At 66.6% G+C, this 22,429-nt stretch carries 20 protein-coding genes; 12 read left to right on the forward strand and 8 right to left on the reverse strand.

What is annotated here, in order from left to right; genetic code table 11:
* Positions 1 to 29: 29 nt before the first annotated feature.
* The gene (gene recQ, locus GTK09_RS02160; RefSeq protein ID WP_163460977.1) at positions 30 to 1,850 is read right to left on the reverse strand and encodes a DNA helicase RecQ; all 1,821 of its coding nucleotides are present in this window, start codon (positions 1,848 to 1,850) and stop codon (positions 30 to 32) included.
* Between the two features lie 247 nt (positions 1,851 to 2,097).
* Between recQ and GTK09_RS02165 the strand changes: the two genes are divergently transcribed.
* The 4 genes from GTK09_RS02165 to GTK09_RS02180 all read left to right on the forward strand — a co-directional run bounded on the left by GTK09_RS02165 (position 2,098) and on the right by GTK09_RS02180 (position 6,983).
* Entirely contained in the window at positions 2,098 to 3,234 is a 1,137-nt protein-coding gene (locus GTK09_RS02165; protein ID WP_163460816.1) for an acyl-CoA dehydrogenase family protein, read from the forward strand.
* Positions 3,235 to 3,452: 218 nt separating this feature from the next.
* Positions 3,453 to 4,886: a ChaN family lipoprotein gene (locus GTK09_RS02170; protein ID WP_163460817.1), complete on the forward strand. Its 1,434-nt coding sequence runs from the start codon at positions 3,453 to 3,455 to the stop codon at positions 4,884 to 4,886.
* A gap of 420 nt (positions 4,887 to 5,306) precedes the next feature.
* Complete coding sequence (dapD, locus tag GTK09_RS02175) at positions 5,307 to 6,161, forward strand: 2,3,4,5-tetrahydropyridine-2,6-dicarboxylate N-succinyltransferase (protein ID WP_163460818.1); 855 nt, start codon at positions 5,307 to 5,309, stop codon at positions 6,159 to 6,161.
* Positions 6,162 to 6,200: 39 nt separating this feature from the next.
* A complete protein-coding gene (locus tag GTK09_RS02180; RefSeq protein ID WP_163460819.1) occupies positions 6,201 to 6,983 on the forward strand; it encodes a phosphodiester glycosidase family protein in 783 nt (260 codons plus the stop codon).
* Positions 6,984 to 7,022: 39 nt separating this feature from the next.
* On the opposite strand, the gene GTK09_RS02185 is transcribed toward GTK09_RS02180, so the two are convergent.
* Positions 7,023 to 7,991, reverse strand: a complete 969-nt coding sequence (locus GTK09_RS02185) for a lytic transglycosylase domain-containing protein (protein ID WP_163460820.1) — start codon at positions 7,989 to 7,991, stop codon at positions 7,023 to 7,025.
* A 281-nt stretch (positions 7,992 to 8,272) separates the two neighbouring features.
* Between GTK09_RS02185 and dapE the strand changes: the two genes are divergently transcribed.
* The 3 genes from dapE (at position 8,273) to GTK09_RS02200 (ending at position 10,875) form a co-directional block, all read left to right on the forward strand.
* Positions 8,273 to 9,481 carry a succinyl-diaminopimelate desuccinylase gene (gene dapE / locus GTK09_RS02190; RefSeq protein WP_163460978.1) on the forward strand — a complete coding sequence of 403 codons (1,209 nt, stop codon included), beginning with the start codon at positions 8,273 to 8,275 and terminating at the stop codon, positions 9,479 to 9,481.
* 4 nt (positions 9,482 to 9,485) lie between these two features.
* A complete protein-coding gene (locus tag GTK09_RS02195) occupies positions 9,486 to 10,079 on the forward strand; it encodes a hypothetical protein (RefSeq protein ID WP_163460821.1) in 594 nt (197 codons plus the stop codon).
* 181 nt (positions 10,080 to 10,260) lie between these two features.
* Positions 10,261 to 10,875, forward strand: a complete 615-nt coding sequence (locus GTK09_RS02200) for a hypothetical protein (protein WP_163460822.1) — start codon at positions 10,261 to 10,263, stop codon at positions 10,873 to 10,875.
* A gap of 68 nt (positions 10,876 to 10,943) precedes the next feature.
* On the opposite strand, the gene GTK09_RS02205 is transcribed toward GTK09_RS02200, so the two are convergent.
* Positions 10,944 to 11,816 carry an aldo/keto reductase family oxidoreductase gene (locus GTK09_RS02205; RefSeq protein WP_163460823.1) on the reverse strand — a complete coding sequence of 291 codons (873 nt, stop codon included), beginning with the start codon at positions 11,814 to 11,816 and terminating at the stop codon, positions 10,944 to 10,946.
* 95 nt (positions 11,817 to 11,911) lie between these two features.
* Between GTK09_RS02205 and GTK09_RS02210 the strand changes: the two genes are divergently transcribed.
* Positions 11,912 to 12,814 (forward strand): LysR family transcriptional regulator, encoded by a 903-nt coding sequence (locus tag GTK09_RS02210; RefSeq protein WP_163460824.1) that lies wholly within the window; start codon positions 11,912 to 11,914, stop codon positions 12,812 to 12,814.
* An 18-nt stretch (positions 12,815 to 12,832) separates the two neighbouring features.
* Here the strand turns inward: GTK09_RS02210 and truA are convergent, their stop codons facing one another.
* From truA to def, 3 genes are all read right to left on the reverse strand, one after another.
* Positions 12,833 to 13,612 (reverse strand): tRNA pseudouridine(38-40) synthase TruA, encoded by a 780-nt coding sequence (gene truA, locus GTK09_RS02215; protein ID WP_163460825.1) that lies wholly within the window; start codon positions 13,610 to 13,612, stop codon positions 12,833 to 12,835.
* 640 nt (positions 13,613 to 14,252) lie between these two features.
* Positions 14,253 to 15,233, reverse strand: coding sequence for a methionyl-tRNA formyltransferase (fmt, locus tag GTK09_RS02220; protein ID WP_163460826.1), 981 nt, complete (start codon positions 15,231 to 15,233; stop codon positions 14,253 to 14,255).
* 4 nt (positions 15,234 to 15,237) lie between these two features.
* A complete protein-coding gene (def, locus tag GTK09_RS02225) occupies positions 15,238 to 15,753 on the reverse strand; it encodes a peptide deformylase (protein WP_163460979.1) in 516 nt (171 codons plus the stop codon).
* 179 nt (positions 15,754 to 15,932) lie between these two features.
* On the opposite strand from def, the gene GTK09_RS02230 reads away from it, so the two are divergent.
* The 3 genes from GTK09_RS02230 to GTK09_RS02240 all read left to right on the forward strand — a co-directional run bounded on the left by GTK09_RS02230 (position 15,933) and on the right by GTK09_RS02240 (position 19,853).
* Complete coding sequence (locus tag GTK09_RS02230; protein WP_163460827.1) at positions 15,933 to 17,102, forward strand: DNA recombination protein RmuC; 1,170 nt, start codon at positions 15,933 to 15,935, stop codon at positions 17,100 to 17,102.
* A gap of 524 nt (positions 17,103 to 17,626) precedes the next feature.
* A complete protein-coding gene (locus tag GTK09_RS02235; RefSeq protein ID WP_246217639.1) occupies positions 17,627 to 19,129 on the forward strand; it encodes a serine protease in 1,503 nt (500 codons plus the stop codon).
* A gap of 442 nt (positions 19,130 to 19,571) precedes the next feature.
* On the forward strand, positions 19,572 to 19,853 hold the full coding sequence (locus GTK09_RS02240; RefSeq protein WP_163460829.1) for a hypothetical protein: 282 nt from the start codon (positions 19,572 to 19,574) through the stop codon (positions 19,851 to 19,853).
* Between the two features lie 88 nt (positions 19,854 to 19,941).
* Here the strand turns inward: GTK09_RS02240 and GTK09_RS02245 are convergent, their stop codons facing one another.
* Complete coding sequence (locus GTK09_RS02245) at positions 19,942 to 20,700, reverse strand: pyrimidine 5'-nucleotidase (protein WP_163460830.1); 759 nt, start codon at positions 20,698 to 20,700, stop codon at positions 19,942 to 19,944.
* Between the two features lie 49 nt (positions 20,701 to 20,749).
* Here GTK09_RS02245 and GTK09_RS02250 point away from each other — a divergent pair, with 49 nt between their 5' ends.
* Positions 20,750 to 21,649 carry an EamA family transporter gene (locus tag GTK09_RS02250; protein ID WP_163460831.1) on the forward strand — a complete coding sequence of 300 codons (900 nt, stop codon included), beginning with the start codon at positions 20,750 to 20,752 and terminating at the stop codon, positions 21,647 to 21,649.
* 10 nt (positions 21,650 to 21,659) lie between these two features.
* Here GTK09_RS02250 and GTK09_RS02255 read toward each other — a convergent pair whose 3' ends face one another.
* Positions 21,660 to 22,142: a Pycsar system effector family protein gene (locus GTK09_RS02255; protein ID WP_163460832.1), complete on the reverse strand. Its 483-nt coding sequence runs from the start codon at positions 22,140 to 22,142 to the stop codon at positions 21,660 to 21,662.
* Positions 22,143 to 22,429: the final 287 nt, after the last annotated feature.

Below are 22,429 nucleotides of genomic sequence, written 5' to 3' on the forward strand. Positions count from 1 at the left end.
AGTTCAGCCGCCCGACGTCAGACCCGCCTTCATTCCGCGTGTTCGGCGATCACCGACAGGAAAGCCGGTCCGTACCGGTCGAGCTTGGCTTCGCCCACACCCGGGACCCTGGCCATCTCGGACCGCGAGCCGGGTCGGGCCGCCGCGAGCTCGATCAGCGTCTTGTCGTGGAAGATCACATAGGGCGGCACGTTTTGCAGACGGGCGATTTCCATCCGCTTCTGGCGCAGCATCTGGAACAGCGCCCGGTCCGCCTCTGGAACGGCGGATTGCTGCGCCGAGCCGCCCGAGGCTCTGCCTCCTGCGGCCTTGCCGCGCCGGGCGCGGGGTGGCGGCGGAACGCGCAGCATCAGGTCGGGTTTTTCGCGCAGGAAATCCCGGCCGGCCTCGGCGATCGACAGCCCGCCATGGCCGGCGTGGTCGACGTCGACGAGGCGCAGCGCGATCAGCTGGCGCAGGATCGCCCGCCACAGGCGGCTGTCGTGCTCTGTGCCGATTCCGAAGGTGGAGATCTTGTCGTGGCCGAACTGGGCGATGCGGTCGTTCTCGACGCCGAGGAGAACGTCGACGACATAGGCCTGGCCGAAGCGCTCGCCGGTGCGGTAGATGCAGGAAAGGGCCTTCTGCGCCGCGATCGTGCCGTCGAAGAGCTGCGGCGGCTCCAGGCATGTGTCGCAATTGCCGCAGGGCTCGCAGTGGTCGCCGAAATAGGACAGGAGCACCTGCCGCCGGCAGCCCGCCGTCTCGGCGAGCCCCAGCAGCGAGTCGAGCTTCTGCCGCTCCGTCCGCTTGCGCTGTTCGGGCGCGTCGGACTCCTCGATGAAACGGCTGCGCAGCGCGATGTCCTCGTGGCCGTAGAGCATCAGCGTGTCGGAGGGCAGGCCGTCGCGACCGGCGCGGCCGGTCTCCTGATAATAGGCCTCCAGGCTCCCCGGCAGGTCGAGATGGGCGACGAATCGCACGTCCGGCTTGTCGATGCCCATGCCGAAGGCGATCGTGGCGACCATGATCACCGCCTCGCCATGCTGGAAGCGCAGCTGGTTGGCCTCTTTCTCCGCCTTGTCCATGCCGGCATGATAGGCGAGCGCGTCGTAACCCTCGGATCGCAGCCAGACCGCCGTTTCGTCGGTCTTGCGCTTCGACAGGCAGTAGACGATGCCGCTCTCACCCTCGTGGCGCCGCAGAAACTCCTTCAGCTGGGCGCGGGGATTGTCCTTTTCGGCGATGGCATAGCGGATGTTGGGGCGGTCGAAGCCGGCGATGAAGGCATCGCTCTCGGCGATGCCCATATGCGAGAGGATCTCGGCCCGCGTCGGGGCGTCGGCCGTCGCGGTCAGCGCCATGCGCGGGGTCGTCGGAAACTCCCGGGCGAGGACGTCAAGCTGGCGGTAGGAGGGGCGGAAGTCGTGGCCCCACTGGGACAGGCAGTGGGCCTCGTCGATGGCGATCAGCGACAGTCGCGTCCTTGAGAGCCGCTCCAGCACGCCGCCGCGCAAAAGCGTCTCGGGGGCGACATAGAGAAGGTCGAGCCCGCCGGTCTCGATGGCCTCCCACAAGGCCCGCCGCTCTTCCGGCGGCAGGTCGGAGTTGAGCGCGGCCGCCCGCACACCCGCCTGCCGCAGAGCGGCCACCTGATCGGCCATCAGCGCCAGCAGCGGGGAGACGATCAGCCCCATGCCGGGCCGGGCGAGGGCCGGGATCTGGTAGCAGAGCGACTTGCCGCCCCCGGTCGGCATCAGCACGAAGGCGTTGTTGCCGGCGATCACATGCTCGACGATGCGCGCCTGCGGCCCGCGGAACGCATCATAGCCGTAGACGGTCTTGAGGATTTCGAGGGCGTTGCCGGACATCAGATTTCGCATGAGGAATCGCGTGAGCCTCATCCATATCAGCTACACCCCGGCATCGATCAATGGTCGCGGTGCTCGCAGACCGCCTTGGCCGCCCCGGCGCTGACCGATAGCCCGGGCCGCCTGCTTGAATTTCTCGCGCCGGCGCCGTCAGATGGCGAGGATCGACGACGCAGAGGGACGAGGCGGAGAAACGCGCCTCGGAGATCGGCGAAAAAGCCGGCGGCATGGACAGGGAGGCAGCAAAATGGACTTTTCGCTCACCGACGAGCAGGAGCAGATCTTCCAGATGGCGCGGGACTTCGCCACCGAGAAGATGGCGCCCCACGCGGCCACCTGGGAAGAGGAAAAGCGCCTGCCGCGCGAGGTCCTGAACGAGCTTGCGGCCCTGGGGATGGCGGCGATCAACGTCCGGGACGATCACGGCTCGGGCCTGTCACGGCTCGACGCCGCGCTGATCTTCGAAGCGTTATCCTACGGCGATCCGTCGGTCTCGGCGTTCCTGTCGATCCACAACATGGTGGCCTGGATGGTCGACGGCTTCGGCTCGGACGAGCAGCGGGCGGAATGGCTGCCGAAGCTCGCCTCGATGCAGGCGATCGCCAGCTACTGCCTGACCGAACCGGGCTCGGGCTCGGACGCCGCGGCCTTGCGGACGAGCGCCCGGCGCGATGGTGACGGCTACGTCCTCAACGGCACCAAGAGCTTCATCTCGGGCGCCGGCTTTTCCGATCTCTACCTCGTCATGGCGCGAACGGGCGAGGCGGGGCCGAGAGGCATTTCCGCCTTCCTGGTCGAGAACGGCACATCGGGCCTCTCCTTCGGCGCGCAGGAAAAGAAAATGGGCTGGATCGCCCAGCCGACGGCGGAGGTGCGGCTCGAGGACTGTCGGATCCCGGACGCGAACCGCCTCGGCGACGAGGGCAGCGGTTTTCGCTACGCCATGATGGGGCTCGACGGCGGCCGTCTGAGCATCTCCGCCTGCGCCCTCGGCGCCGCCCAGGCGGCGCTCGACAAGTCGGTCGCCTACATGCACGACCGCCAGGCCTTCGGAAAGCCGTTGACCGAGTTCCAGGCGCTACAGTTCCGCCTCGCCGACATGGAGACGGAGCTGTCGGCCGCCCGCGTGTTCCTGCGTCAGGCCGCCTGGAAGCTCGACCAGAAGGCGCCTGACGCGACGAAATTCTGCGCCATGGCCAAGCGCTTCGTCACCGACACGAGCTTTTCGGTGGCCAACATGGCCTTACAGCTGCATGGCGGATACGGCTACCTGTCCGACTACGGAATCGAAAAGATCGTCCGCGATCTGCGAGTGCATCAGATTCTCGAGGGCACCAACGAGATCATGCGGCTGATCGTTGCGAAGGCACTGCTGGCAAAATGAGCGCTCCTGGCGCCTGCCGATTTCGCCGATGGCCCGACCAATGCCTCTAATCGCTCGGCCAAATGCCTCTAAATGACGGGGGCGACCGATAAATTTCGCCCCGGTGGCGATTCTGCAATAGTTTTGCCACATGCTGGCGCAATTCGTAACGCTTCGCGACGCAGCGGCCGCAAGGGGAATGTGGCTGCTGCGAAAGCCGAGCTTGGGGGTCGTTCGACTTGAAACGCCAATATTGGATCGTTCCGTCGCTGGCAGCCGTCCTGGGTGGGATCGGCTACGGGGTTGCGCAGAATCTGCCGACCGGTGATGCGACCGATCTTCGCTCGTCCGTGCAGCCGGCGCAGGCGCTGCTGCCGGCCGCATCGGCGGAGGAAGACTTGACCCCGCCGACGCTTTCGCACCGGGTCTCGCTCGCTTATCGCCGCAAGGGCGACGAAAATTTCGCCGAAGTGCAGGTGTCGACGGTCGAGCCTTTCGTCGGCGCCGTCGACCGGCGGATTGCCGCATCGGTAGCGGATGGCGCGGTTCCGCCGGTTTCCGCCAGTGCGGCGCTGGCGCCCACGGCTTCCCACATTTCATCTCCGAACGGCGCCACGGCGTTCCTGACGAAATTGGCCGCTGCGGGGGACGCCGCCGCCGCTGCTGACATGACCGCGGCGAAGGCGGCCGATGCAGCGGCGCCCGCCTTCGAAGCGACGCCGCTTTCCAGCCGTCTTCTCGATGCCGACGAGCCGGCATGGCAGTCGCGCTTCTTCGCCGACAATCCGCTCGTCGGCGGCATATTCCAGGGTGACGGCAACCGGGCGGATGCGGCGGCTCTGATGAGTGCCGCTAAGACGGCCCGCTACGTTCTTCTCGGCGAAACGCACGACAACCCCGATCATCACCGGCTGCAGAGCGACATCGTCGCCGATCTCGCCGATGCGACGGCGGATCTCTCGCTGGTGTTCGAAATGATTCCGCCGCGCCTCGGCAGCGTCGTCTCGGCCTTCGGCACGCCGCGGGCCGGCGCCATCGACGTCGATGCGCTGGCGGACCGGCTGGAATGGTCCGAGCGGGGCTGGCTGGATTTCTCGATGTACCGGCCGATGTTCGAGACAGCCAGGCGCGAGGGCCTCGCCGTCGCTCCCGGCAATCTCGACCGTGACGTGGTGAGCTCGATCGCCCGGGGCGGCGTTTCGGCGCTTCCGCCCGAGATGCGGACCAGGCTGTCGCTCGACGTGCCCGCCGATCCCGAGACGGTCGCCGATCTGACGGAAGAGGTTCGAACCGCCCATTGCGGCCTGATGCCCGAGGCGGCGCTGTCTGCCATGGCGGACGCCCAGCGGGCGCGTGACGGCGCGATGGCGGCAGCGATGGTCGACGCGGCCCGATCGGGCAACGGCGCGGTGCTGATCGCCGGCTCCGGCCATGTCCGCGACGATCGCGGTGTTCCTTCGATTCTGAAGCGGGTGGATCCCGAGGCTGAGACCTTGTCCGTGCGGATGCTGGAAGTCGCCGGCGAGGACGGCAACCCCGCCGATTACGGACTCGCGGCCGAGACGCCGGCGCCCTACGACTTCACCATCTTCACCCCGCGCGCCGATCGCGACGATCCCTGCGAGGCGCTGCGCGCGCGCATGGAGAAAAAGACGGATGCGGTCGCAAATTAGGCCGGCCAAGGAGCGGCGCGGGCGGTTTCTGCCCGCCTCCTGACCTTCGATCGCGTACAGCTCCAAGGCGCGCGGAGCGGTCTCGAAAACCTTAAAAGTTCTCCAGTGCCCGCCGGTCGTCTCAGGCGGTTGCCGCGACGAGGGCAGGTGCTCCTTTCGCGGCTCGCACTTCGTGGCCGGAGAGCCGAGTTGGGAAATCTCCGCAGAACGGAATGGCTGGATCCTTCAGCAGCGGCCGGATCCGGTCCGACGTCGGAGCCTCGAAGCGTCTGACCGATCGCCGGCCTCGATTGACCTTCCTGAGCCCTGCAACTACGGTCCGCGGCGATTTGGATGGGCATGTTTTCGAACGCTGGCCGTTCGACCGCCCCCCGAGTTTTGACCAATTCCAGACGCTTGAATGATCAAGGAGCCATGCCGATGACCGGGCAGGACCGCGCCGCCCTCGAAACGACGATCGAACGCGCCTTCGACGAGCGGGACAAGGTTTCCCCGACGACGACCGGCGAGGTGCGCGAAGCCGTCGAGGCGGCGCTGGAGATGCTGGACAGCGGCGAGGCGCGGGTCGCCTCGCGCGGCGAAGACGGCACCTGGACGGTCCATCAGTGGCTGAAGAAGGCCGTGCTCCTTTCCTTCCGCCTGAACGACATGACCGTCATCGAGGGCGGTGCCGGCGGCGCCACCTGGTGGGACAAGGTGCCGTCGAAATTCGCCGGCTGGGGCGAGAACCGATTCCGCGATGCTGGCCTTCGCGCCGTTCCCGGTTCGATCGTGCGCAAGGGTGCGTTCGTCGGCAAGAACGTCGTGCTGATGCCGTCCTTCGTCAATCTCGGCGCCTATGTCGACGAGGGCACGATGGTCGACGGCTGGGCAACCGTCGGCTCCTGCGCCCAGATCGGCAGACACGTCCATCTGTCCGGCGGCGTCGGCATCGGCGGCGTGCTGGAGCCGCTGCAGGCCGGCCCGACGATCATCGAGGACAACTGTTTCATCGGTGCGCGCTCGGAAGTGGTCGAGGGCTGCATCGTGCGCGAAGGCTCCGTCCTCGGCATGGGCGTCTATATCGGCCAGTCCACAAAGATCGTCGACAGGGCCACCGGCGAGGTCACCTATGGCGAGGTGCCGCCCTATTCGGTCGTCGTCGCAGGTGCGATGCCCGGCAAGCCGATGGGCAACGGCGAGCCCGGCCCGAGCCTCTATTGTGCCGTCATCGTCAAGCGAGTCGACGAGCGGACGCGCTCGAAGACCTCGATCAACGAGTTGCTTCGGAGCTGATATCGCTACCTATTTCGTCTCAATGACCGGCGGTCGGTCGTGAAGCTCGGACCGGTCTCGAAGCTGCTCACCGGCTGGCCGGCGACGATCATCGCGGCCGGCGGCCTGTTCAGCTGGCTGCAATCCGTGCCTGCCTTGCCGTCGGGCCACGCCGGCCTCTGCCGCACCGAGAGCGCAGCCGGCGTCGAATACATCGTCTGCGACGTGCCGCTCGATCGCTATCGCCTGTCGCTGCGGGCAGTCGACGCCGCAGGCAAGCCCTACGAGACCTTCGAGGCTGCGCGGGCGTCGTTTTCCGGCCGGAAGGCCGAGCTCATCATGAATGGCGGCATGTATCACCAGGATCGCCGGCCGGTCGGCCTTGCCGTGCAGGATGGCAGGGAGATTCACGGCGCGGTGCTCGGCACCGGCTCGGGCAACTACTCCCTGCGGCCGAACGGCGTCTTCTTCGTCGAGAACGGCCGGGCGGAGGTGATGGAATCGACCCGCTATCTGGACGGCGGGCACGAACCCGATCTCGCCACCCAGTCCGGGCCGATGCTCGTCGTCGACGGCAAGCTGCATCCGCGCTTCATCGAGAATTCCGACAGCCGGCACGTGCGCAACGGCGTTTGCGCGCGCGAGGAAGGGCGGATCGTCACCCTCGTCCTCTCGCGTTCGCCGGTGAATTTCTGGGATTTCGGCACGTTCTTCAAGGACGGGCTCGGCTGCCGGAACGCGCTGTTCTTCGACGGCACGGTGTCGAGCCTCTACTACCCGGAAGGCGGAATCGACTATCGCCGCGACCGGCTGGGCCCGATGCTGGTCGTCACCGATCGCTGACGAGGGCTTCCCCGCCACCATTGCCAGGGCCGGATTGGATCAGTTCGAAACCGACGGGCGCAGTGCCGGCACCGGCACGCCCGCATCGTCGTCGCCGAAGCGGGCGGCGAGATTGGCGTCCCGGGCTTTCGTCGCCTCCGTCTCGGCCTCTGGCGCCGTCTTCGCGCTGGCGGCAAGGCGGCCGCCACGTGCGGAACCCTCGTTCGATCCGGCCGAAGCGGGTGCCTCGCCAATCGCCGGCGGCATCACCTCGACCGGCGCCGCGCGTTCGGCCCGCTGCGGCGCGAAGGCGACCGCCTCGACCATGTCGTCGGCAGCTTCGCGGCGAGGCTCTGCGGCTCGTCTCGTCTCGTTCTCGATCGTCGCTGGCACCGCTCGGCCCGGGCCGCGACGGCTGAGATCGAGTTCGGCCATATGGGCCTTGACCTTCGAGCAGTAGCTGCGGGCAGAGGCGGTCATCCGCGTGGTGCGGTGGCCGCCCTTGTATTTCATCGCGGCGCCGCAGACGTCGTGGCCGCTCTGCTCCCAGGCGCCCTTCAGATATTTCATGCCGTAGGTGAGGTTGGTGTCGGCATCGAGGAGGTCGCTGGCCGAGCCGGAAAAGCCGAGGCTGCGCGCCGTCGCCGGCTTGATCTGCGACAGGCCGTAGACGCCGCGGCCGCGGGCGCGCGGATTGTAGCGGCTTTCGACCCTGACGACGGCAAAGGCGAGGGCGGGCGGAATGCCGTTCTCCTTGGCGTGGGCGACGATCATCTCGTCGATCGCGGCGCTGCCGGAAATCGTCCCGGTCTCGGTCATCTGCGCCGCCTCGCGCCGGGCGATCACCCGGTCGGACTTCTCGACACCTTTGGAAGAGACCTTCGCGGCGGCGACGGCTTCTTCGCCACTTGCGGCATCGCTTGTGGCATCCGTCGCGTCTTCCTTGCCGGCAAAGGCAACGCCGAGCGGGGAGCCGCCGGGACCGTCCGCAATGCATCCGGAGACCGCGAGGAGGCCGGCCAATGCCATGAGCGATGCGCCCCGCCGCAGCAAGGGCGACCGCGTCCTGCGATCCGTCCTCAGACCGTTCCGTCCAATGAGCACAGACACCCCCGCTCGAAATTTCCCCGACAGCCGGTCTCCGGCCCGATCGCGGCGCAATCGTGGCGGCGCCATGGCGCGTGGTTTGAAATCTTAACGAAACGTCACCGACGCTGCCGACTGTGGCGAGCCGGCATCAGATCGGCTATCTCCGCGCCATGAGCAAAGCACACGATCCTCGCCCCGAGCCTGCGGCGCTCGCCGCCGCCATCGACCCGACCGATCCCGCCGCGATTCTCGCCGGGCTGATCCGCTGTCCCTCGGTGACGCCGCAGGAGGGGGGCGCGCTGGCGCTGCTCGAAGCCCTGCTGGCGCGGCAGGACTTCGAAGTCGCCCGGCCGGTGTTTTCCGAGACAGGGACGGAGCCGGTCGAAAATCTCTTCGCGCGGCTGGGCGACGACGGGCCGCATCTCGTCTTTGCCGGCCACACCGACGTCGTTCCGCCCGGAGATTTGGCCGCCTGGAGCCACGGCCCCTTCGCGGCCTCGATCGCCGGCGGCGAGATGATCGGCCGGGGCGCGGTCGACATGAAGGGCGGAATCGCGGCCTTCGCCGCTGCCACCGCCAGATACGTGCGCAAGCACGCCGCGCCGCGGGGACAACTGTCCTTCCTGATCACCGGCGACGAGGAGGGGCCGGCGGTCAACGGCACGGTCAAGCTGCTCGACTGGGCGAGGGAGCGGGGCGAGCGCTTCGACGCCTGCCTCGTTGGCGAGCCGACCAATCCGGAAGCCCTCGGCGACATGATCAAGATCGGCCGGCGCGGCTCTCTATCCTGCGAAGTGCGGGTGGCGGGGCTGCAGGGTCACGTCGCCTATCCCCATCTCGCCGACAATCCCGTCCGCTCCGCCGTGCAGATCGCCGAGGCGCTGCTGGCGACGCCGCTCGACGGGGGAACCGAAGTCTTCCAGCCCTCCAACCTCGAAATCACCGCCATCGAGACCGGCAACCCTTCGGTCAACGTCATCGGCGCCCGCTGCTCGGTCTTCTTCAACGTCCGCTTCAACGACCTGTGGACCGTCGAGACGCTGAAGGCCGAGCTCGCCGAACGGATTGCCGCGGGCGCGGCCTCGGAGCGCCTGCGCCCCGCAAGGCCGGCTGCTGCCTATGATCTCGTCTGGCGCGATCGACCTTCGGAGGCGTTCTCGACCAAGGGCGAAGCCGGCACCAAGGGGGCCGCCTTGACCGATGCGCTCGTCGCCGCAATCGCGGAGAAGACCGGGCGCGCGCCGCAGCTTTCCACCTCGGGCGGGACGTCGGATGCACGATTCATCAAGGATCATTGCCCGGTGATCGAATTCGGGCTTGTCGGAAAGACCATGCACATGTCCAATGAGCGGGTCGCCCTGTCCGACCTCGAAGGACTGACGGAAATCTATGAAGCCTTCATCGCCCGCTGGTTCGCCGCCAACGCCTGATCTGATGCCGACACTCGACGACGTCGTGCGGTTCTTCAATGGTGCCTTCCTGTTGATGGCAGGCAAGGCCGACGGGCTGAAGCGCCTGGATCTTTCCGCAGACGGTTTCTGGCAGTCCTTCGCCGCCGTCATCGTGGCCCTGCCGCCGCTCGCTCTGTCCTGGCTCGCCTACGAGCTCGGCGGCGGCCATGGGCCGCTTCAGGAGGAGAGGAGCGGCATCGTCATCTATGGCGCTCATGCCTTCGCCGACGTCGTCGCCTGGCTTTTGCCGGTGCTCATCCTGATGCTTGCGGCAAAACGCATCGGCTATTCCAAGAAGATCGTGCCGCTGGTCGTCGCCACCAACTGGGGCGGTGCGCTGCTCGCCTGGGCAGTGTCGCCCTACTGGCTGATCGTCATCCTCTTCGGTGCCGGCGAGGTGACGGCCTTCGCCGGCCTGCTCGTCACCCTCGCCACCGTCACCCTCACCATGCGGCTGATCTATTTCGCGCTCGCCAAGGATTTCGCCGCCGCCGTCGCCATCACCGTGATGATGATCATCGCCTCGCTGATGAGCTACGGCGCGGTGATGGACGTGACGGGGGTGCCGCTGGTTTGAGGGGGGCGCATACGCGGCAGCCAGGATGATTATCCGGACTGCGCTTTGCCGCACAGCGCCGGAAACGGTCGTGGATTGTTACGCCGGCAGGAATAGCTATGTTTTGAGAGTAGCCTTCGCGATATGAAGTCGGCGTGCTAGCTTGCGGAGCGGTGGAGGGTCTGGTGAGTTTCTCTCAGAAATGGCAAACAAAGAAGCCCAAGGTGAGCACAAAGGCCAACCCGGCATCCTTGGATCATGGGCCGGTCGTCCGGACATTGACGCTTCCGAACGGCAAGAAACTGCGCGTGATGAGCCAGGAAGCGTTCGATCGCGCAATTCGTCGGGCGGCGAAGAGCAAGGCGATAGCCTGACGGCTGGCCGCTACAGCAGAGCCTTCGAAAATCTCGTCGACGATCAGGACGATGTGGTCGGACTGCTCGGTTATGCTCTCTACAAGCAGTCAATCCGCGAGGACAGGTCGAGGGGGAGGCCCGTCGATGGTTCCACGCGCGATCCATCCCCCACTACGGTCAGCGTTTTCCGCCATTCGGCCGACCGCATTCTGCAGGAATTTGCCGCCAGCGCGATCGAGGAAGCGCGTCCCGATTTCGAGCGCTCTTCGCTCGCCAGCAAGATCGACGCGATGGAGTCTCGCATAACCTCCCATGTCGATCGGCGCACAAGCGGCCTTGCAGCAATCTTGCAAAGCGTGGCGGCATGGTTCGTCACGGTGATTCTGACGATCGCGTTGCTCCTGGCTCTGAACACGCCGAGTTGGTACCCGGCATTCATGAAGACCATTGGCGGTGAGTGATATCCCTCTTACCCGGATTCGTCGGGACCGGTGGTCGCTTTTCGGCCCCGACTATTGTCGCTTCGGGCCTACTTCACCGCCCCGATGCGATCGAGTTCGGCAGCCGCGTCGGCCGGCAGCTGCATCTCCGCGGCTGCGAGATTCTCATGCAGATGCGCCACCTTTGAAGTGCCCGGAATCAAAAGGATGTTCGGCGAACGCCGGAGAAGCCAAGCGAGCGCCACTTGCATCGGCGTCTTGCCCAGCCCTTCCGCGACGTTCGAGAGCGTTTCTGACTGAAGCGGCGAGAAGCCGCCGAGCGGGAAGAACGGCACATAGGCAATGCCGGCTTTCGCCAGATCGTCGATCAGCCCGTCGTCGGCGCGGTGGGCGAGATTGTAGTGGTTCTGGACGCAGACGATCTCGGTGATCGTGCGACCCTCGCCGACTTGCAAGGCCGTGGCATTCGACAGTCCGATGTGGCGGACCAGCCCCGCATGCTTCAGCTCCGCGAGCGCTGTCAACGGCACCTCGATCGGACCTTCGACCGGGCCGTGCACGTCGAACATCAGGCGCAGATTGACGACGTCCATCGCCTCGACGCCGAGATTCCTCAGATTGTCCTCGACCGCCTGCCTGAGTTCGCCGTTCGAGAAGGCCGGGTTCCATGAGCCGTCCGAGCCGCGGGTGGCGCCGATCTTGGTGACGATGGTGAGGTGCTGCGGATAGGGGTGGAGCGCCTCGCGGATGATTTCGTTGGTGACATGGGGGCCGTAGAAGTCGCTGGTGTCGATATGGTCGACGCCTGCTTCGAGGGCGGCGCGGAGCACGGCGACGGCGCCTGCGCGATCCTTCGGCGGGCCGAAGACGCCGGGTCCGGCGAGCTGCATGGCGCCATAGCCCATGCGTTTCACCGTTTTGTCGCCGAGCTTGAAGGTGCCGGCTTTGGAAAGATCGGTCATGGTCGAACTCCTGTGTTGTTCGACATCTAGCTAGGCGATCGATCGTCGTGCGATAACGGCAGGCAAATCGCACGGGCCGTTCGAGAAGGCGCACAATGACCGATCTTGCCGATCTGCCCGAGTTTCTTGCGGTCGCCCATGCCGGCGGCTTTCGCGATGCAGCTCGCGTCACGGGAAAAAGCGCCTCTGGCCTGTCGGAGGCAGTTCGCCGGCTTGAGACACGGCTCGGCGTTCGCCTGCTCAACCGCACCACCCGCAGCGTCGCTCCGACCGAGGCGGGGCAGAGGCTGATCGATCGGCTTGGCCCTGCGCTGTCGGAGGTCGAGAGCGCGCTCAACGTCGTCAACGGGTTTCGCGAGCGGCCGGCGGGGACGCTGAAATTGAACGTTCCAGTCGCCGTCGCCCGGCTGGTCCTGCCGAAGATCGTCCCGTCCTTCCTGGCGTCCTATCCGGACATCCGGCTCGAGGTGATCGTCGAGGACAGCTTCGTCGACGTTTTGGCCGAAGGTTGCGATGCCGGCATCCGTTACGACGAACGGCTCGAGCAGGACATGATCGCGGTGCCGATCGGCCCACGGACCCAGCGGATGGCGATCGCAGCTTCGCCGGCCTATCTGGGCGCCGCCGGCCGGCCCGACCATCCGCGCGATCTCCTCGCCCATCGCTGCCTGCTCGGCCGGTTCCGCGGCGGGGCGTTGACCAGCCCCTGGGAGTTCGAGAAGGACGGTGAGGTGGTCAAGGTCGAGCCGGCCGGCCCGCTGATCGTCTCGACGGGCGGTGGGATGGACCTCGCCGTCGCGGCAGCGAAGGGCGGGGCCGGCATCCTCGGGCTCTTCGAGGCGTGGCTGCGGCCGCATCTCGACGATGGCAGCCTGGAACCGCTGCTCGAAGACTGGTGGCAGAGCTTCTCGGGGCCGTTTCTGTATTATCCCGGTCGGAAGCATTTGCCGGCGCCGCTCAGGGCCTTCGTCGATTTTGCCAAGGCCGCGAGGTGGTGAGGTGGCCGATGTCTCTCGTCACCCCTCATAGGCCGGCAGCGTCCGTTTCGGCGCGTCGCCATACTCCACCCTCGTCAGATACAGCCCATCCGGCGGCGCCACCGGGCCGCAGCGTGTCCGGTCGCGGCTCTCCAGCGCGGCGATCACGTCGTCCTTCGTCCAGCGGCCTTCGCCGACGAGCTTCAGCGTCCCGGCGAAGGAGCGGATCTGGTTGTGCAGGAAGGACTGGGCCATGGCGATAATGTGCACCTCCTCGCCGGGGCCTTTGGCGACGGAAAGCTCTTCCAGCGTGCGGATCGGGTTCTTGGCCTGGCAGTGGGACGAGCGGAAGGTGTTGAAGTCGTGGGTGCCGACGAGGACATGGGCCGCCTCGTGCATCGCCGCGACGTCGAGGTTCCTCGACACCCACCAGACCCGGCCGCGGTCGATGGCCGGCGGCGCCCGGCGGTTGAAGATCCGGTAGAGATACCAGCGCTTGCGGGCGGAGAAGCGGGCGTCGAAGTCGTCCGCCACGCGCTCGGCGGAAATGATGGAGACCGGTTCGTCGCGGATATGGGCGTTGAGCGCGTCGCGGACCGTGTCGGGCTCCCATTCGCGGGAGAGATCGACATGGGCCACCTGGCCGGTGGCGTGGACGCCGGCATCGGTGCGCCCGGCGCCGAAGATCGTCGGTGCCTCGCCGGTGAAGCCGGCAAGGCCGGTCTCTATCACCTCCTGGACCGACAGCCCGTTGTCCTGCCGCTGCCAGCCGCAATAGGGGCCGCCGTCATATTCGATGGTCAGCATGTAGCGGGGCATCAGGCGGGGGGCACTGCGTGGGCGGCGTAGCGACAAGAAGCGGCAAGACGTTCCCGCAGCCCCTCATCCTGAGCCTGTCGAAGGGCGAGGGGCGACGTGCGCGACGCGGACGCTTCGTCGACGCCGGCCTCGTCCCTACGAACACCCGACATTTCAGAGGGGCTTCGGTTGCAAGCCAATGCCAAGCGACGTCTACGTGGACAACTGGTGGTGGAACTTCGCAGCCGCGTCATTCTCGGGCCCGTCCCGAGAATCCAGGAGCACCCGCCGCAACATCGACCGCTTCCGCCTTCTCCAACTGAAGCCCGTCGAGCCCGACGATCTCTGGATTCTCGGGGCGGGGCCCGAGAATGACGACGCGTTGAGGTTGGCGCTCGGATGGGGACGACGAGGCCGAGCGCTTGCGTCGTTTGATGAACGACCGTTCGCCTTCGCGGCGTTGGCGGTTTGGAATGGATCCCGGGTCAAGCCCGGGATGACGAGGCTTTGATGCTCGCGCCGGTTCTGCCACGTCGGCGCTACGCGAGTGCCGGCTAATGGAACCGGAGCATGTGAATACGGCAGTGACACGCTCGGGGATCACGCCGAGCGGATGACTGACGCAGGTCCCGGTGATGTCTGGTCCGGCGCATAGCATCGTCTACCCCCCGCCCAGGACGGTGCCCGCCGCGATCGGCGTGCCGCGCAACAGTTCGGTGGCCGCCACCTTCTTTCCGCCGGCGCGCTGAAGTTCGAGGAGGCGGACGGCGCCAGTGCCGCAGGCGACGGTGAGGTGGTCGTCGAGGGTCGTGCCGGGGGCGGGGGAAGCAAAGTCTCCACCGGCATCGCCATCGACGGCGACGGCGCGCAAGAGCTTCACCCGTTCCGGCGCACCGGAAAAGGGCATCGTCGTCCAGGCGCCGGGTGCCGGCGAAAAACCGTTGATCCTGCCGGCGACGGCCTTCGCATCCGCCGCCCAGTCGACCGGCGTCTCGGCCTTGTCGATCTTCTTGGCATAGAGCGGCGCGCGGCCGGTCCGCGCCTCGATCGCCGCCTGGTCCTCGAAGGTGAGGGTGCCGGCTTCGAGCTTAGCGAGCGCCTCGACCATCAGTTCGGCCGAAAGGCGCGACAGCCGCTCCTGCAGATCGCCGGCGGTCTCGCTCGGGCCGATCTCGGTCTCGGCCGTCAATGCCACCGGGCCGGTGTCGAGCCCGGCTTCCATCCGCATCACCATCATGCCCGTCGCGGCGTCGCCCGCCTCGATCGCCCGCTGGATCGGCGCTGCGCCGCGCCAGCGCGGCAGCAGCGAGCCGTGGCCGTTGAGGCAGCCGAAGCGCGGCGCGTCGAGCAGCGCCTGGGGCAAAAGCAGCCCATAGGCGACGACCACCGCGACGTCGGCTTCCAACGCGGCGAAGGCCTCGACCTCGGCCGGATCCTTGAAGTTCAGCGGCGAGCGGACGGGGAGACCGAGCCTTTCGGCCTCCAGCTGCGCGGGCGAGGGGGTCAGCTTCAGCCCGCGCCGGCCGGCCTTGCGCGGCGGCTGGGTGTAGACCGCCGAAACCCGGTGACCGGCCTCGACGAGGGCGGCAAGGGTCGGGACCGAGAAGGCCGGTGTCCCCATGAAGACGACGGAGAGCGCCATCGTCTCAGGCCGATTTCAATCGCGCCTGCTTGGTGAACTTCTTGATCACCATGTCGCGCTTCAGCTTCGAGATGTGATCGATGAAGAGGACACCGTCGAGATGGTCGATCTCGTGCTGCAGGCAGGTGGCGAAGATGCCCTCCGCCGTCTCTTCGTGGATCTGGCCGTCGAGGCCGAGATAGCGCACCACCACGCTCGCCGGCCGCTCGACCTCGGCATAATAGTCCGGGATCGAAAGGCAGCCTTCCTCGTAGAGGCTGCGTTCGTCGGAACGCGAGACGATCTCGGGGTTGAGGAACACCCGCGGGGCCTTTTCTTCCTCCTCCTTCGACACGTCGAGAACGAGCATGCGAAGCGGCTCGCCGACCTGGATCGCCGCAAGGCCGATGCCGGGCGCGTCGTACATCGTCTCCAGCATGTCGTCGGCGAAATTGCGCAAGGGTTCGTCCACCCGCTCGATGGGCCTTGAGACCTCGCGGAGCTTGGGATCGGGAAGGATGATGAGCGGCTTGATCGTCATGGCGCGGAGGTAATCGCTGGCGATCAAGGGGTCAATCCGCTTCGTGCGCGCGGGAGCGATGCTCTCGTGTGAGGACGCGCGGGGCCGGGGCCGGCGCGTTTCGGTCGTTTTACCGCCGATCGGTTGGTTCGTTCTTCTTTTGGTCCCATCGTTAAGGATTGCCTGCTATCGTCGCGGGCATGATTCTCGACGTCGTCGCCCTCTTGAACCGCCCAGTCGCCGTGCTCGCCGGCGTCGAGGTCACCGGTCTTGCCGCCGCCCTGGCGGTGCTGTGCCTCGTCCTCGCTCTTGCGTGGCTGCGGGCGGGCGGACGCGCCAGGCGGCACGAGGCGGCGCTGGAAGCGGCCGAGGAAAATGCCGCCCGGCTCGACCAGCTGTCGCGCAGCCAGGCCGAGATCTCCGGGCGCATGCAGACCATGGCGGAGATCTTCGGCGCCCGGCAGGCCGATCTCACCCGCGCCTTGTCCGACCGGATGGACGGGCTGACCAGCCGGGTCGGCCAGTCGATCCTTGCGACCACCAAAGACACCAAGGCCTCGCTGTCGGCGCTGGCGGAGCGCCTCGCCGTCATCGACCAGGCGCAGAGCGAGATCCGCAGCCTCACCGGCGAGGTCGTCCGGCTGAAGGACGTTCTCGCCAACAAGCAGAGCCGCGGCGCATTTGGGGAGGGCCGCATGCAGGCGATCGTCGCCGACGCGCTGCCGGCCTCCGTCTACGTCTTCCAGGCGACACTCTCGAACGGCAGGCGGCCGGACTGTCTGATCAAGATGCCGAACGGCGCCCCCGGCCTCGTCATCGACGCGAAGTTTCCGCTCGAGGCCTATTCGGCTCTCGAAGCGTCGGAGGACGCCGAGACGCGCGCGGCCGCGGCATCGCGGCTTCGCCGCGACATGGAAGTCCACGTCCGGGCGGTTTCGGAAAAATACCTGATCCCCGGCGAGACCCAGGACACCGCCTTCCTGTTCGTGCCGTCGGAAAGCATCTTCGCGGTCATCCACGAACGCTTCGACGACGTTGTCCAGAAGGCCTACCGGGCGGGGGTCGTCATCGTCTCGCCGTCGCTGCTCAACCTGTCGATCCAGGTCGTCCAGGCGGTGTTGAAGGATGCGCGGCTGCGCGCCTCCGCCGGCCGCATCCAGTCCGAGGTGCGGCTGTTCGGCGAGGATCTGGAACGGCTGGACGCGCGGGTCGCCGCCCTCAAGGGCCACTTCGCCCACGCCTCGCGGGATATCGACCAGATTTCCCTGTCGAGCGACAAGCTGAAGCGGCGTGGAGACCGGATCACCGGCATCGAGCTGGGCGAGGAAACGGCTCGTCCGGCGCCCGCCGGGTCGCTGGCACACGATTGATCGAGCGGCCCGCGGACCCGCGGGTGGTCGCCATGCGCGCCGCGGTGGTCAGGACGTGGCCGCCGGATCGCGCAGCGTGTCGAACATCTTGCCGGTCACGGATGGTGGAGGGTCGTCTCAGCGTCACGTGGTTGTCATCGTTCTGCGCGTCGCGCGCGATGCGGCCCCGCGCGCGCCATGACGGTCGAAGATCGGCTCTTTGCTTGCCCCTTCGCCTGAGCGGGGTTTCGCCGCCATTCGGCCTACGATCCGTACGATTGCGGCAGCGATCCACGGGCTAAGCGGGAATGCATCAACGCTGCGTGAGCAGCTGTACTTTCCCCTGCGTCACGCGTAAATGGCGGCGGAAACCTTTAAAAAAAGATTTACGGCTTGGCGGATCGAAAAAGTTCGCGCCGCATTATAGACTGCAACGTCGGACACCGCAGGGGGATGATATGCGTCGCGGATTGGGGGTCATCATGGCAGCTTGCCTGCTGGCGGTTTCGCCGGCAGCAGCAGCGCATGACCTTTCGACAAGCGGTATGCCTATCACATCCTCGACAGCCGAGCTGTCACTTGCCTACAACACGCAGACGGATCTTTCCTTCCGCCGCGGTTTGCAGATCCGGCTTGCCTGGACGGGGGATTATTCCGGCCCGTTCTCCGGCATGATCGCCGCCCCCACGCTTCGCGCCATCCGCGACTTCCAGGCGCGTCATGGCATGAAGGCCGACGGCGTCATCAGCGAAGTGATGCTCCAGAAGCTGATCGGCTTGTCGGACGGCGTCCAGGCCGACCTCGGGGTCGAGATGGTCGACGACGGCATCACCGGCGCCCGCCTTGCCGTGCCTCTGAAGCTGGTCAGCGATCGCGGCCGGACGGAAGTCGGCAATCTGTGGCGCGCCGAGGACAACCGCATCGAGGTCGAGACCGTCCGCATCGCCGAAACCGGCCAGACGCTCGGTGGGCTCTATGCCACGTTGAGCGAGCCGACCGCCCAGCGCTCGGTCAGCGACGCCCAGAAGGCCGACGATTGGTTCACCGTTGCCGGCAGCGAGTCCGGTCGGCACTATTTCATGCGCTTTGCCGGCTCCGGCTCGGACCTTCGCGGCTTCTCGATCTCCTACGCCGATGCCGGCGCGAGCGAGAGCGAGATCCGGTCCTTCATCACCGTCGCCTCCAATCTCTTTGAACCTTTTGCCGGCGAGCCGGACGCGCCGCTCGTCGCCGACAACGGCGCGAACCCGTTCTCCGCGATGCTGGCGCGCCGCCGGTCGGCGTCCGAAGGTGAGGCTGCGCGCTACGCGATGGCCGAACAGGGCGACGGCAGCGCCCGCTCGCATCTGTTCGAGCTGCCCCGCAGCCGCCGCGGCGGAAGCGCAGCGATGGAGCCGGCGCAGGGTATCGCCCCCCAGCCGGGTACCCCCGCTTTCGACATGGCCGGCTCCGGCTTCGTCGTCGCCGACGGCTGGCTGTTGACCAATGCCCACGTCGTTCGCGGCTGCCGCAAGGTCGAGGTCGGGGAAAACATGCCGGCTTCGGAAGTTCGCATCGACGACGGCAATGACCTTGCGCTCGTCCATGTCGCTTCGAGCCTCGGCAAGCCCCTCGCGATTTCCGCTGCCAAGCCCCGGCTCGGCGAGGACATCCTTGCCCTCGGCTTCCCTCTCCGTTCGATCCTGGCGGATTCGCTCAACGTCACCCGCGGCAACGTCTCCTCACTGCTCGGCCTGATGAACGATCCGCGCTACCTGCAGATCTCGGCCCCCGTGCAGCCGGGCAATTCCGGCGGTCCGCTCGTCGATCTGGCCGGCCGCGTGGTGGGCGTCGTCACCGCCAAGCTCGACGCCGTTGCCGTCGCCGACGCGACAGGAGACATCCCGCAGTCGATCAACTTCGCCATCCGCCCGGATGCGGTCGCGGCATTCCTGCACAAGAACGACATCGAGTTCCGCACCGCCGATGCGAAGGCCGCTCTCGAAAGCGTGCCGGACGCCACTGCCAGGGTGAAAGATGCGGTCTATCCGGTGGTCTGCACCGACTGACGGGCAAGAAGGCCGGCTGATGTTGATGGACCGCAGCCAAGCCTGGGCGTGGAGAGGGTGCAGGGCGCCAGCAAAGACGTCCTGCTAGCGGGGTCGGCAAAACCAATCTGCCGTCATTTCGACCACCATTTCGCACGGCGGCGCACGAGCCGTTGCCGCTCTCTGCCGCAGTAGCCGCCGCGTTCTGCAGAAACAATCGTCACGTCCATGCATCGCTCATGAACCGTTTTGCCCGAATCTGCTCGCCGCAGAGCGCGTTGCCCCGGCGTTTTGCAGTGCGGGTTGTCAGTAACAGCCTGGTGGCGTCAAGGGTCGGTCAAGGAACCGTCGTCGCAGCTATGCCGTTCGCCAAAGGACGAGGCCGCATTGCAGACCTGCAATGGCGGCGAACGCCCGCGCCGCTCCGACGCGGCCAGAGCGCCAAGGCACAGGGATTCTTTTCATGTCCGACACCGACTCGAAGTTGATGCGCGAGCAACAGAACGCGGACACGCCGCAGGACATCACGCGTGGCGATCACAGGCGCGAAGCGGCGGACAGCGACGCCAGGAGCGCCCGCGACCGGCAGGACGCGATAGTCGGGAAGGGCGACGGGGAGGAGCAGATGGAGGCGATCCTTCGCCAGAATCGCGAGGAGAGCGGTCCGAGCACACGCTCTTCGGCTAACCCCGGTGATCCGAAAAAAGGTCTCGTCCGGCGGGGCCGCTCGCTACTCGGCGGCTGAGCCGGTACGGAAGTGGCCCGCATGTCCTCGTGAGCCTTCAGCGCCCCGTGAGCGAGCACTGGCCGGAAGCGGGAAGATCCGTCCGGCCTCAGCCGATGCTGCGCAGAAACGTGCCGAGGTCGTCGGTGACGTAGTCGATGTGTGCGCCCTCGCGGCCCTCGTGCTCCCAGACGTCGCCGAACGTGTCCTCGAAGTTCGCCGGCACGATCAGGACCGTGCGCATGCCGAGCTGCTTCGGCACTTCGAGATTGCGCGCCAGATCCTCGAACATCGCTGCATGGGCGGCGTCGACCCGGTGCAGCCCGAGAAACTTGTCGTAGGTTTCGGCGGCCGGTTTCGGCACGAGGTCGGCGGCGACGAGATCGAAGATGTCCTCGAAATGGTCGAGAATGCCCAGCTGGCGCGCCGCGCGCTCGGCATGGTTGCGATCGCCATTGGTGAAGATGAATTTTCGCCCGGGCAGGCCCGCGATCACCTCGCCGAGGGCCGGATCTGGATGGATCCAGGAATAGTCGATGTCGTGGACGAATTGCAGGAACGCGTCCGGATCGACGGCATGCTCCATCATCAGACCGCGCAGCGTCGTCCCGTGCCGGCGGTAGAAGTCCTTCTGGACAATCCTCGCCTCGTCCTTCGGCAGTTGCAGGAACTCCGCGACGAAGGCGGTCATCCGCTGATCGATCTGCGAAAACAGGTTCGTGTGGCGCGGATAGAGCGTGTTGTCGAGATCGAACACCCAATCGCGGATGCCGGCGAAATCGCCTGGCCGCACCTCGGCGGTCTTGCGGATGGAAGGTTCCTTGTCGGTGAGCTTTCGCTCTTCGGCTTTTGTCGGTTTCTCAAGCATCCGGGGATGATAGACGTCGGACCTTGCGAAAAACAGGACGATTCGCGAAATGCCCCTCTGGATCCCGATCACGATCGCGGCTGCGTTCTTCCAGAATCTGAGATCGGGCCTGCAGAAACGCCTCAAGGGCAGCATGGGGACCACCGGTGCGACCTTCGTCAGGTTCGGCTTCGGGCTGCCCTTCGCGCTGATCTATCTCGTTGCGGTCGCCGAGATCGCCGGCGAGCCGATCCCGACGCCGAGCGGCGTAACGGTCGCCGCGGCGCTTTGCGGCGGACTTGCCCAGATCGGCGCGACGTTTCTCCTCGTCTATCTCTTCGGGCTGCGCAATTTCATGGTCGGCACGGCCTATTCAAAGACGGAGCCGGTGCAAGCCGCCTTCTTCGGGTTTCTGATTCTCGGCGAGACGATCTCGCCGCTGGCGTTGCTCGCCGTCGTCGCCGGGGTGATCGGGGTCGTTCTCATCTCGGTCGGAAACAGCGGCTCGCGCAACGTATGGACGGGGCTGGCCTCCCGGGCGGCCGTCATCGGGATCGCGTCCGGAGCCCTGTTCGGCGTCTCCGCCGTGGCGTTTCGCGCCGCCGCCCTGTCGATCCCGGAGGGCTCGGCGCCGCTACGGGCGGCAGTGACTCTCGCCGTCACACTCGCCATCCAGACGTTGGTCATGCTCGCCTGGATGGCCGCGAAGGATCGCGCCGAGCTGTCCCGCGTCGCCCGGGCCTGGGCGCCCGGGATTCTCGTCGGCCTTGCCGGCGCTGCCGCCTCGGCCGGCTGGTTCACGGCGATGACGCTGCAGAGGGTCGCCTATGTCCGAGCCCTCGGCCAGATCGAACTGGTCTTTACCTTCGCCACCTCGGTCTTCTGGTTCCGCGAGAAGGTCAGCGGCCTGGAACTTCTCGGCGCGGCCGTCATCGTCCTGGCGATCCTGGCGTTGATTTCCGGAACGTGACCTTCCGGCCTCATCCCGTCGCCAGGAGTACGAGATAGCTGGCGACGACGACGAACATGGCGCGGAAGGCGAAAGCGACGAGCCGGTATTTCGCCTTGCAGATCGCCGCGAGCGTGGTGGTATTCTGCAGATAGTCTTCATAGAGGAAGTCGGTGTCGCCGCTTCGCCGCGCTGCGTCGAGGGCCTGAGCGGCATCCGGCCAGGCGCCCCAGAAGAGGATGCTCGTGCCTGGCCGCGAGCGCGGCAGCACCACGCATATGGCGCAGACCAGCGCAAAGCCGACCGCGACCATCAGCACCAGGCTGGCGAGGACATTGACTATCCCCGCCGAGGCGAGATGCTCCATCGAGAACGACCGCCGCGTCTCCGCCGACCAGACGACCAGCGCCAGGATGAAGGTGAAGATGTAGGCCGCCTTCTGGTCGGCTGTCCGGATCTGGTCGGCGAAGATGCGGTTGGCTTCGATGAGATGGGTAAGATGCCGCTCGGACATCGGGTGCTCCAGCCTTCGATGGGGAAGAGATAGGGGGGCGTTCGGGCGATGTGCTCAATTCTCGCTTTCGAGTCTGTGGCGACGGCGACACGGGGACGGGGATTCGTCTTGACCCAGCGTCTCAACCGCTGGTTCCCAGATTGACAGCGAAGTTGCGGCCGTCGATGGATTCCCTATCGTCATGTTTGAAGATCATCGTCAATGCGCCCGACGATTTGCCGTCTAACGATTCTGATCCCTTGCATCCTCGCCGCGGCGTCCGTTGCGGCCGAGCCCGTGCCGCGCTC

It is taken from the genome of Jiella pacifica (genome assembly GCF_010500815.1).
Lineage (GTDB): Bacteria > Pseudomonadota > Alphaproteobacteria > Rhizobiales > Rhizobiaceae > Jiella > Jiella pacifica.

What these genes read in the sequence shown, in the direction of transcription:
- recQ (WP_163460977.1), bottom strand. Translation starts at nt 1,850, where the DNA reads ATGTCCGGCAACGCCCTCGAAATCCTCAAGACCGTCTACGGCTATGAT.
- GTK09_RS02165 (WP_163460816.1), top strand. Translation starts at nt 2,098, where the DNA reads ATGGACTTTTCGCTCACCGACGAGCAGGAGCAGATCTTCCAGATGGCG.
- dapD (WP_163460818.1), top strand. Translation starts at nt 5,307, where the DNA reads ATGACCGGGCAGGACCGCGCCGCCCTCGAAACGACGATCGAACGCGCC.
- GTK09_RS02185 (WP_163460820.1), bottom strand. Translation starts at nt 7,991, where the DNA reads ATGGCATTGGCCGGCCTCCTCGCGGTCTCCGGATGCATTGCGGACGGT.
- GTK09_RS02195 (WP_163460821.1), top strand. Translation starts at nt 9,486, where the DNA reads ATGCCGACACTCGACGACGTCGTGCGGTTCTTCAATGGTGCCTTCCTG.
- GTK09_RS02200 (WP_163460822.1), top strand. Translation starts at nt 10,261, where the DNA reads ATGGCAAACAAAGAAGCCCAAGGTGAGCACAAAGGCCAACCCGGCATC.
- GTK09_RS02205 (WP_163460823.1), bottom strand. Translation starts at nt 11,816, where the DNA reads ATGACCGATCTTTCCAAAGCCGGCACCTTCAAGCTCGGCGACAAAACG.
- GTK09_RS02210 (WP_163460824.1), top strand. Translation starts at nt 11,912, where the DNA reads ATGACCGATCTTGCCGATCTGCCCGAGTTTCTTGCGGTCGCCCATGCC.
- truA (WP_163460825.1), bottom strand. Translation starts at nt 13,612, where the DNA reads ATGCCCCGCTACATGCTGACCATCGAATATGACGGCGGCCCCTATTGC.
- fmt (WP_163460826.1), bottom strand. Translation starts at nt 15,233, where the DNA reads ATGGCGCTCTCCGTCGTCTTCATGGGGACACCGGCCTTCTCGGTCCCG.
- def (WP_163460979.1), bottom strand. Translation starts at nt 15,753, where the DNA reads ATGACGATCAAGCCGCTCATCATCCTTCCCGATCCCAAGCTCCGCGAG.
- GTK09_RS02230 (WP_163460827.1), top strand. Translation starts at nt 15,933, where the DNA reads ATGATTCTCGACGTCGTCGCCCTCTTGAACCGCCCAGTCGCCGTGCTC.
- GTK09_RS02235 (WP_246217639.1), top strand. Translation starts at nt 17,627, where the DNA reads ATGCCTATCACATCCTCGACAGCCGAGCTGTCACTTGCCTACAACACG.
- GTK09_RS02240 (WP_163460829.1), top strand. Translation starts at nt 19,572, where the DNA reads ATGTCCGACACCGACTCGAAGTTGATGCGCGAGCAACAGAACGCGGAC.
- GTK09_RS02245 (WP_163460830.1), bottom strand. Translation starts at nt 20,700, where the DNA reads ATGCTTGAGAAACCGACAAAAGCCGAAGAGCGAAAGCTCACCGACAAG.
- GTK09_RS02250 (WP_163460831.1), top strand. Translation starts at nt 20,750, where the DNA reads ATGCCCCTCTGGATCCCGATCACGATCGCGGCTGCGTTCTTCCAGAAT.
- GTK09_RS02255 (WP_163460832.1), bottom strand. Translation starts at nt 22,142, where the DNA reads ATGTCCGAGCGGCATCTTACCCATCTCATCGAAGCCAACCGCATCTTC.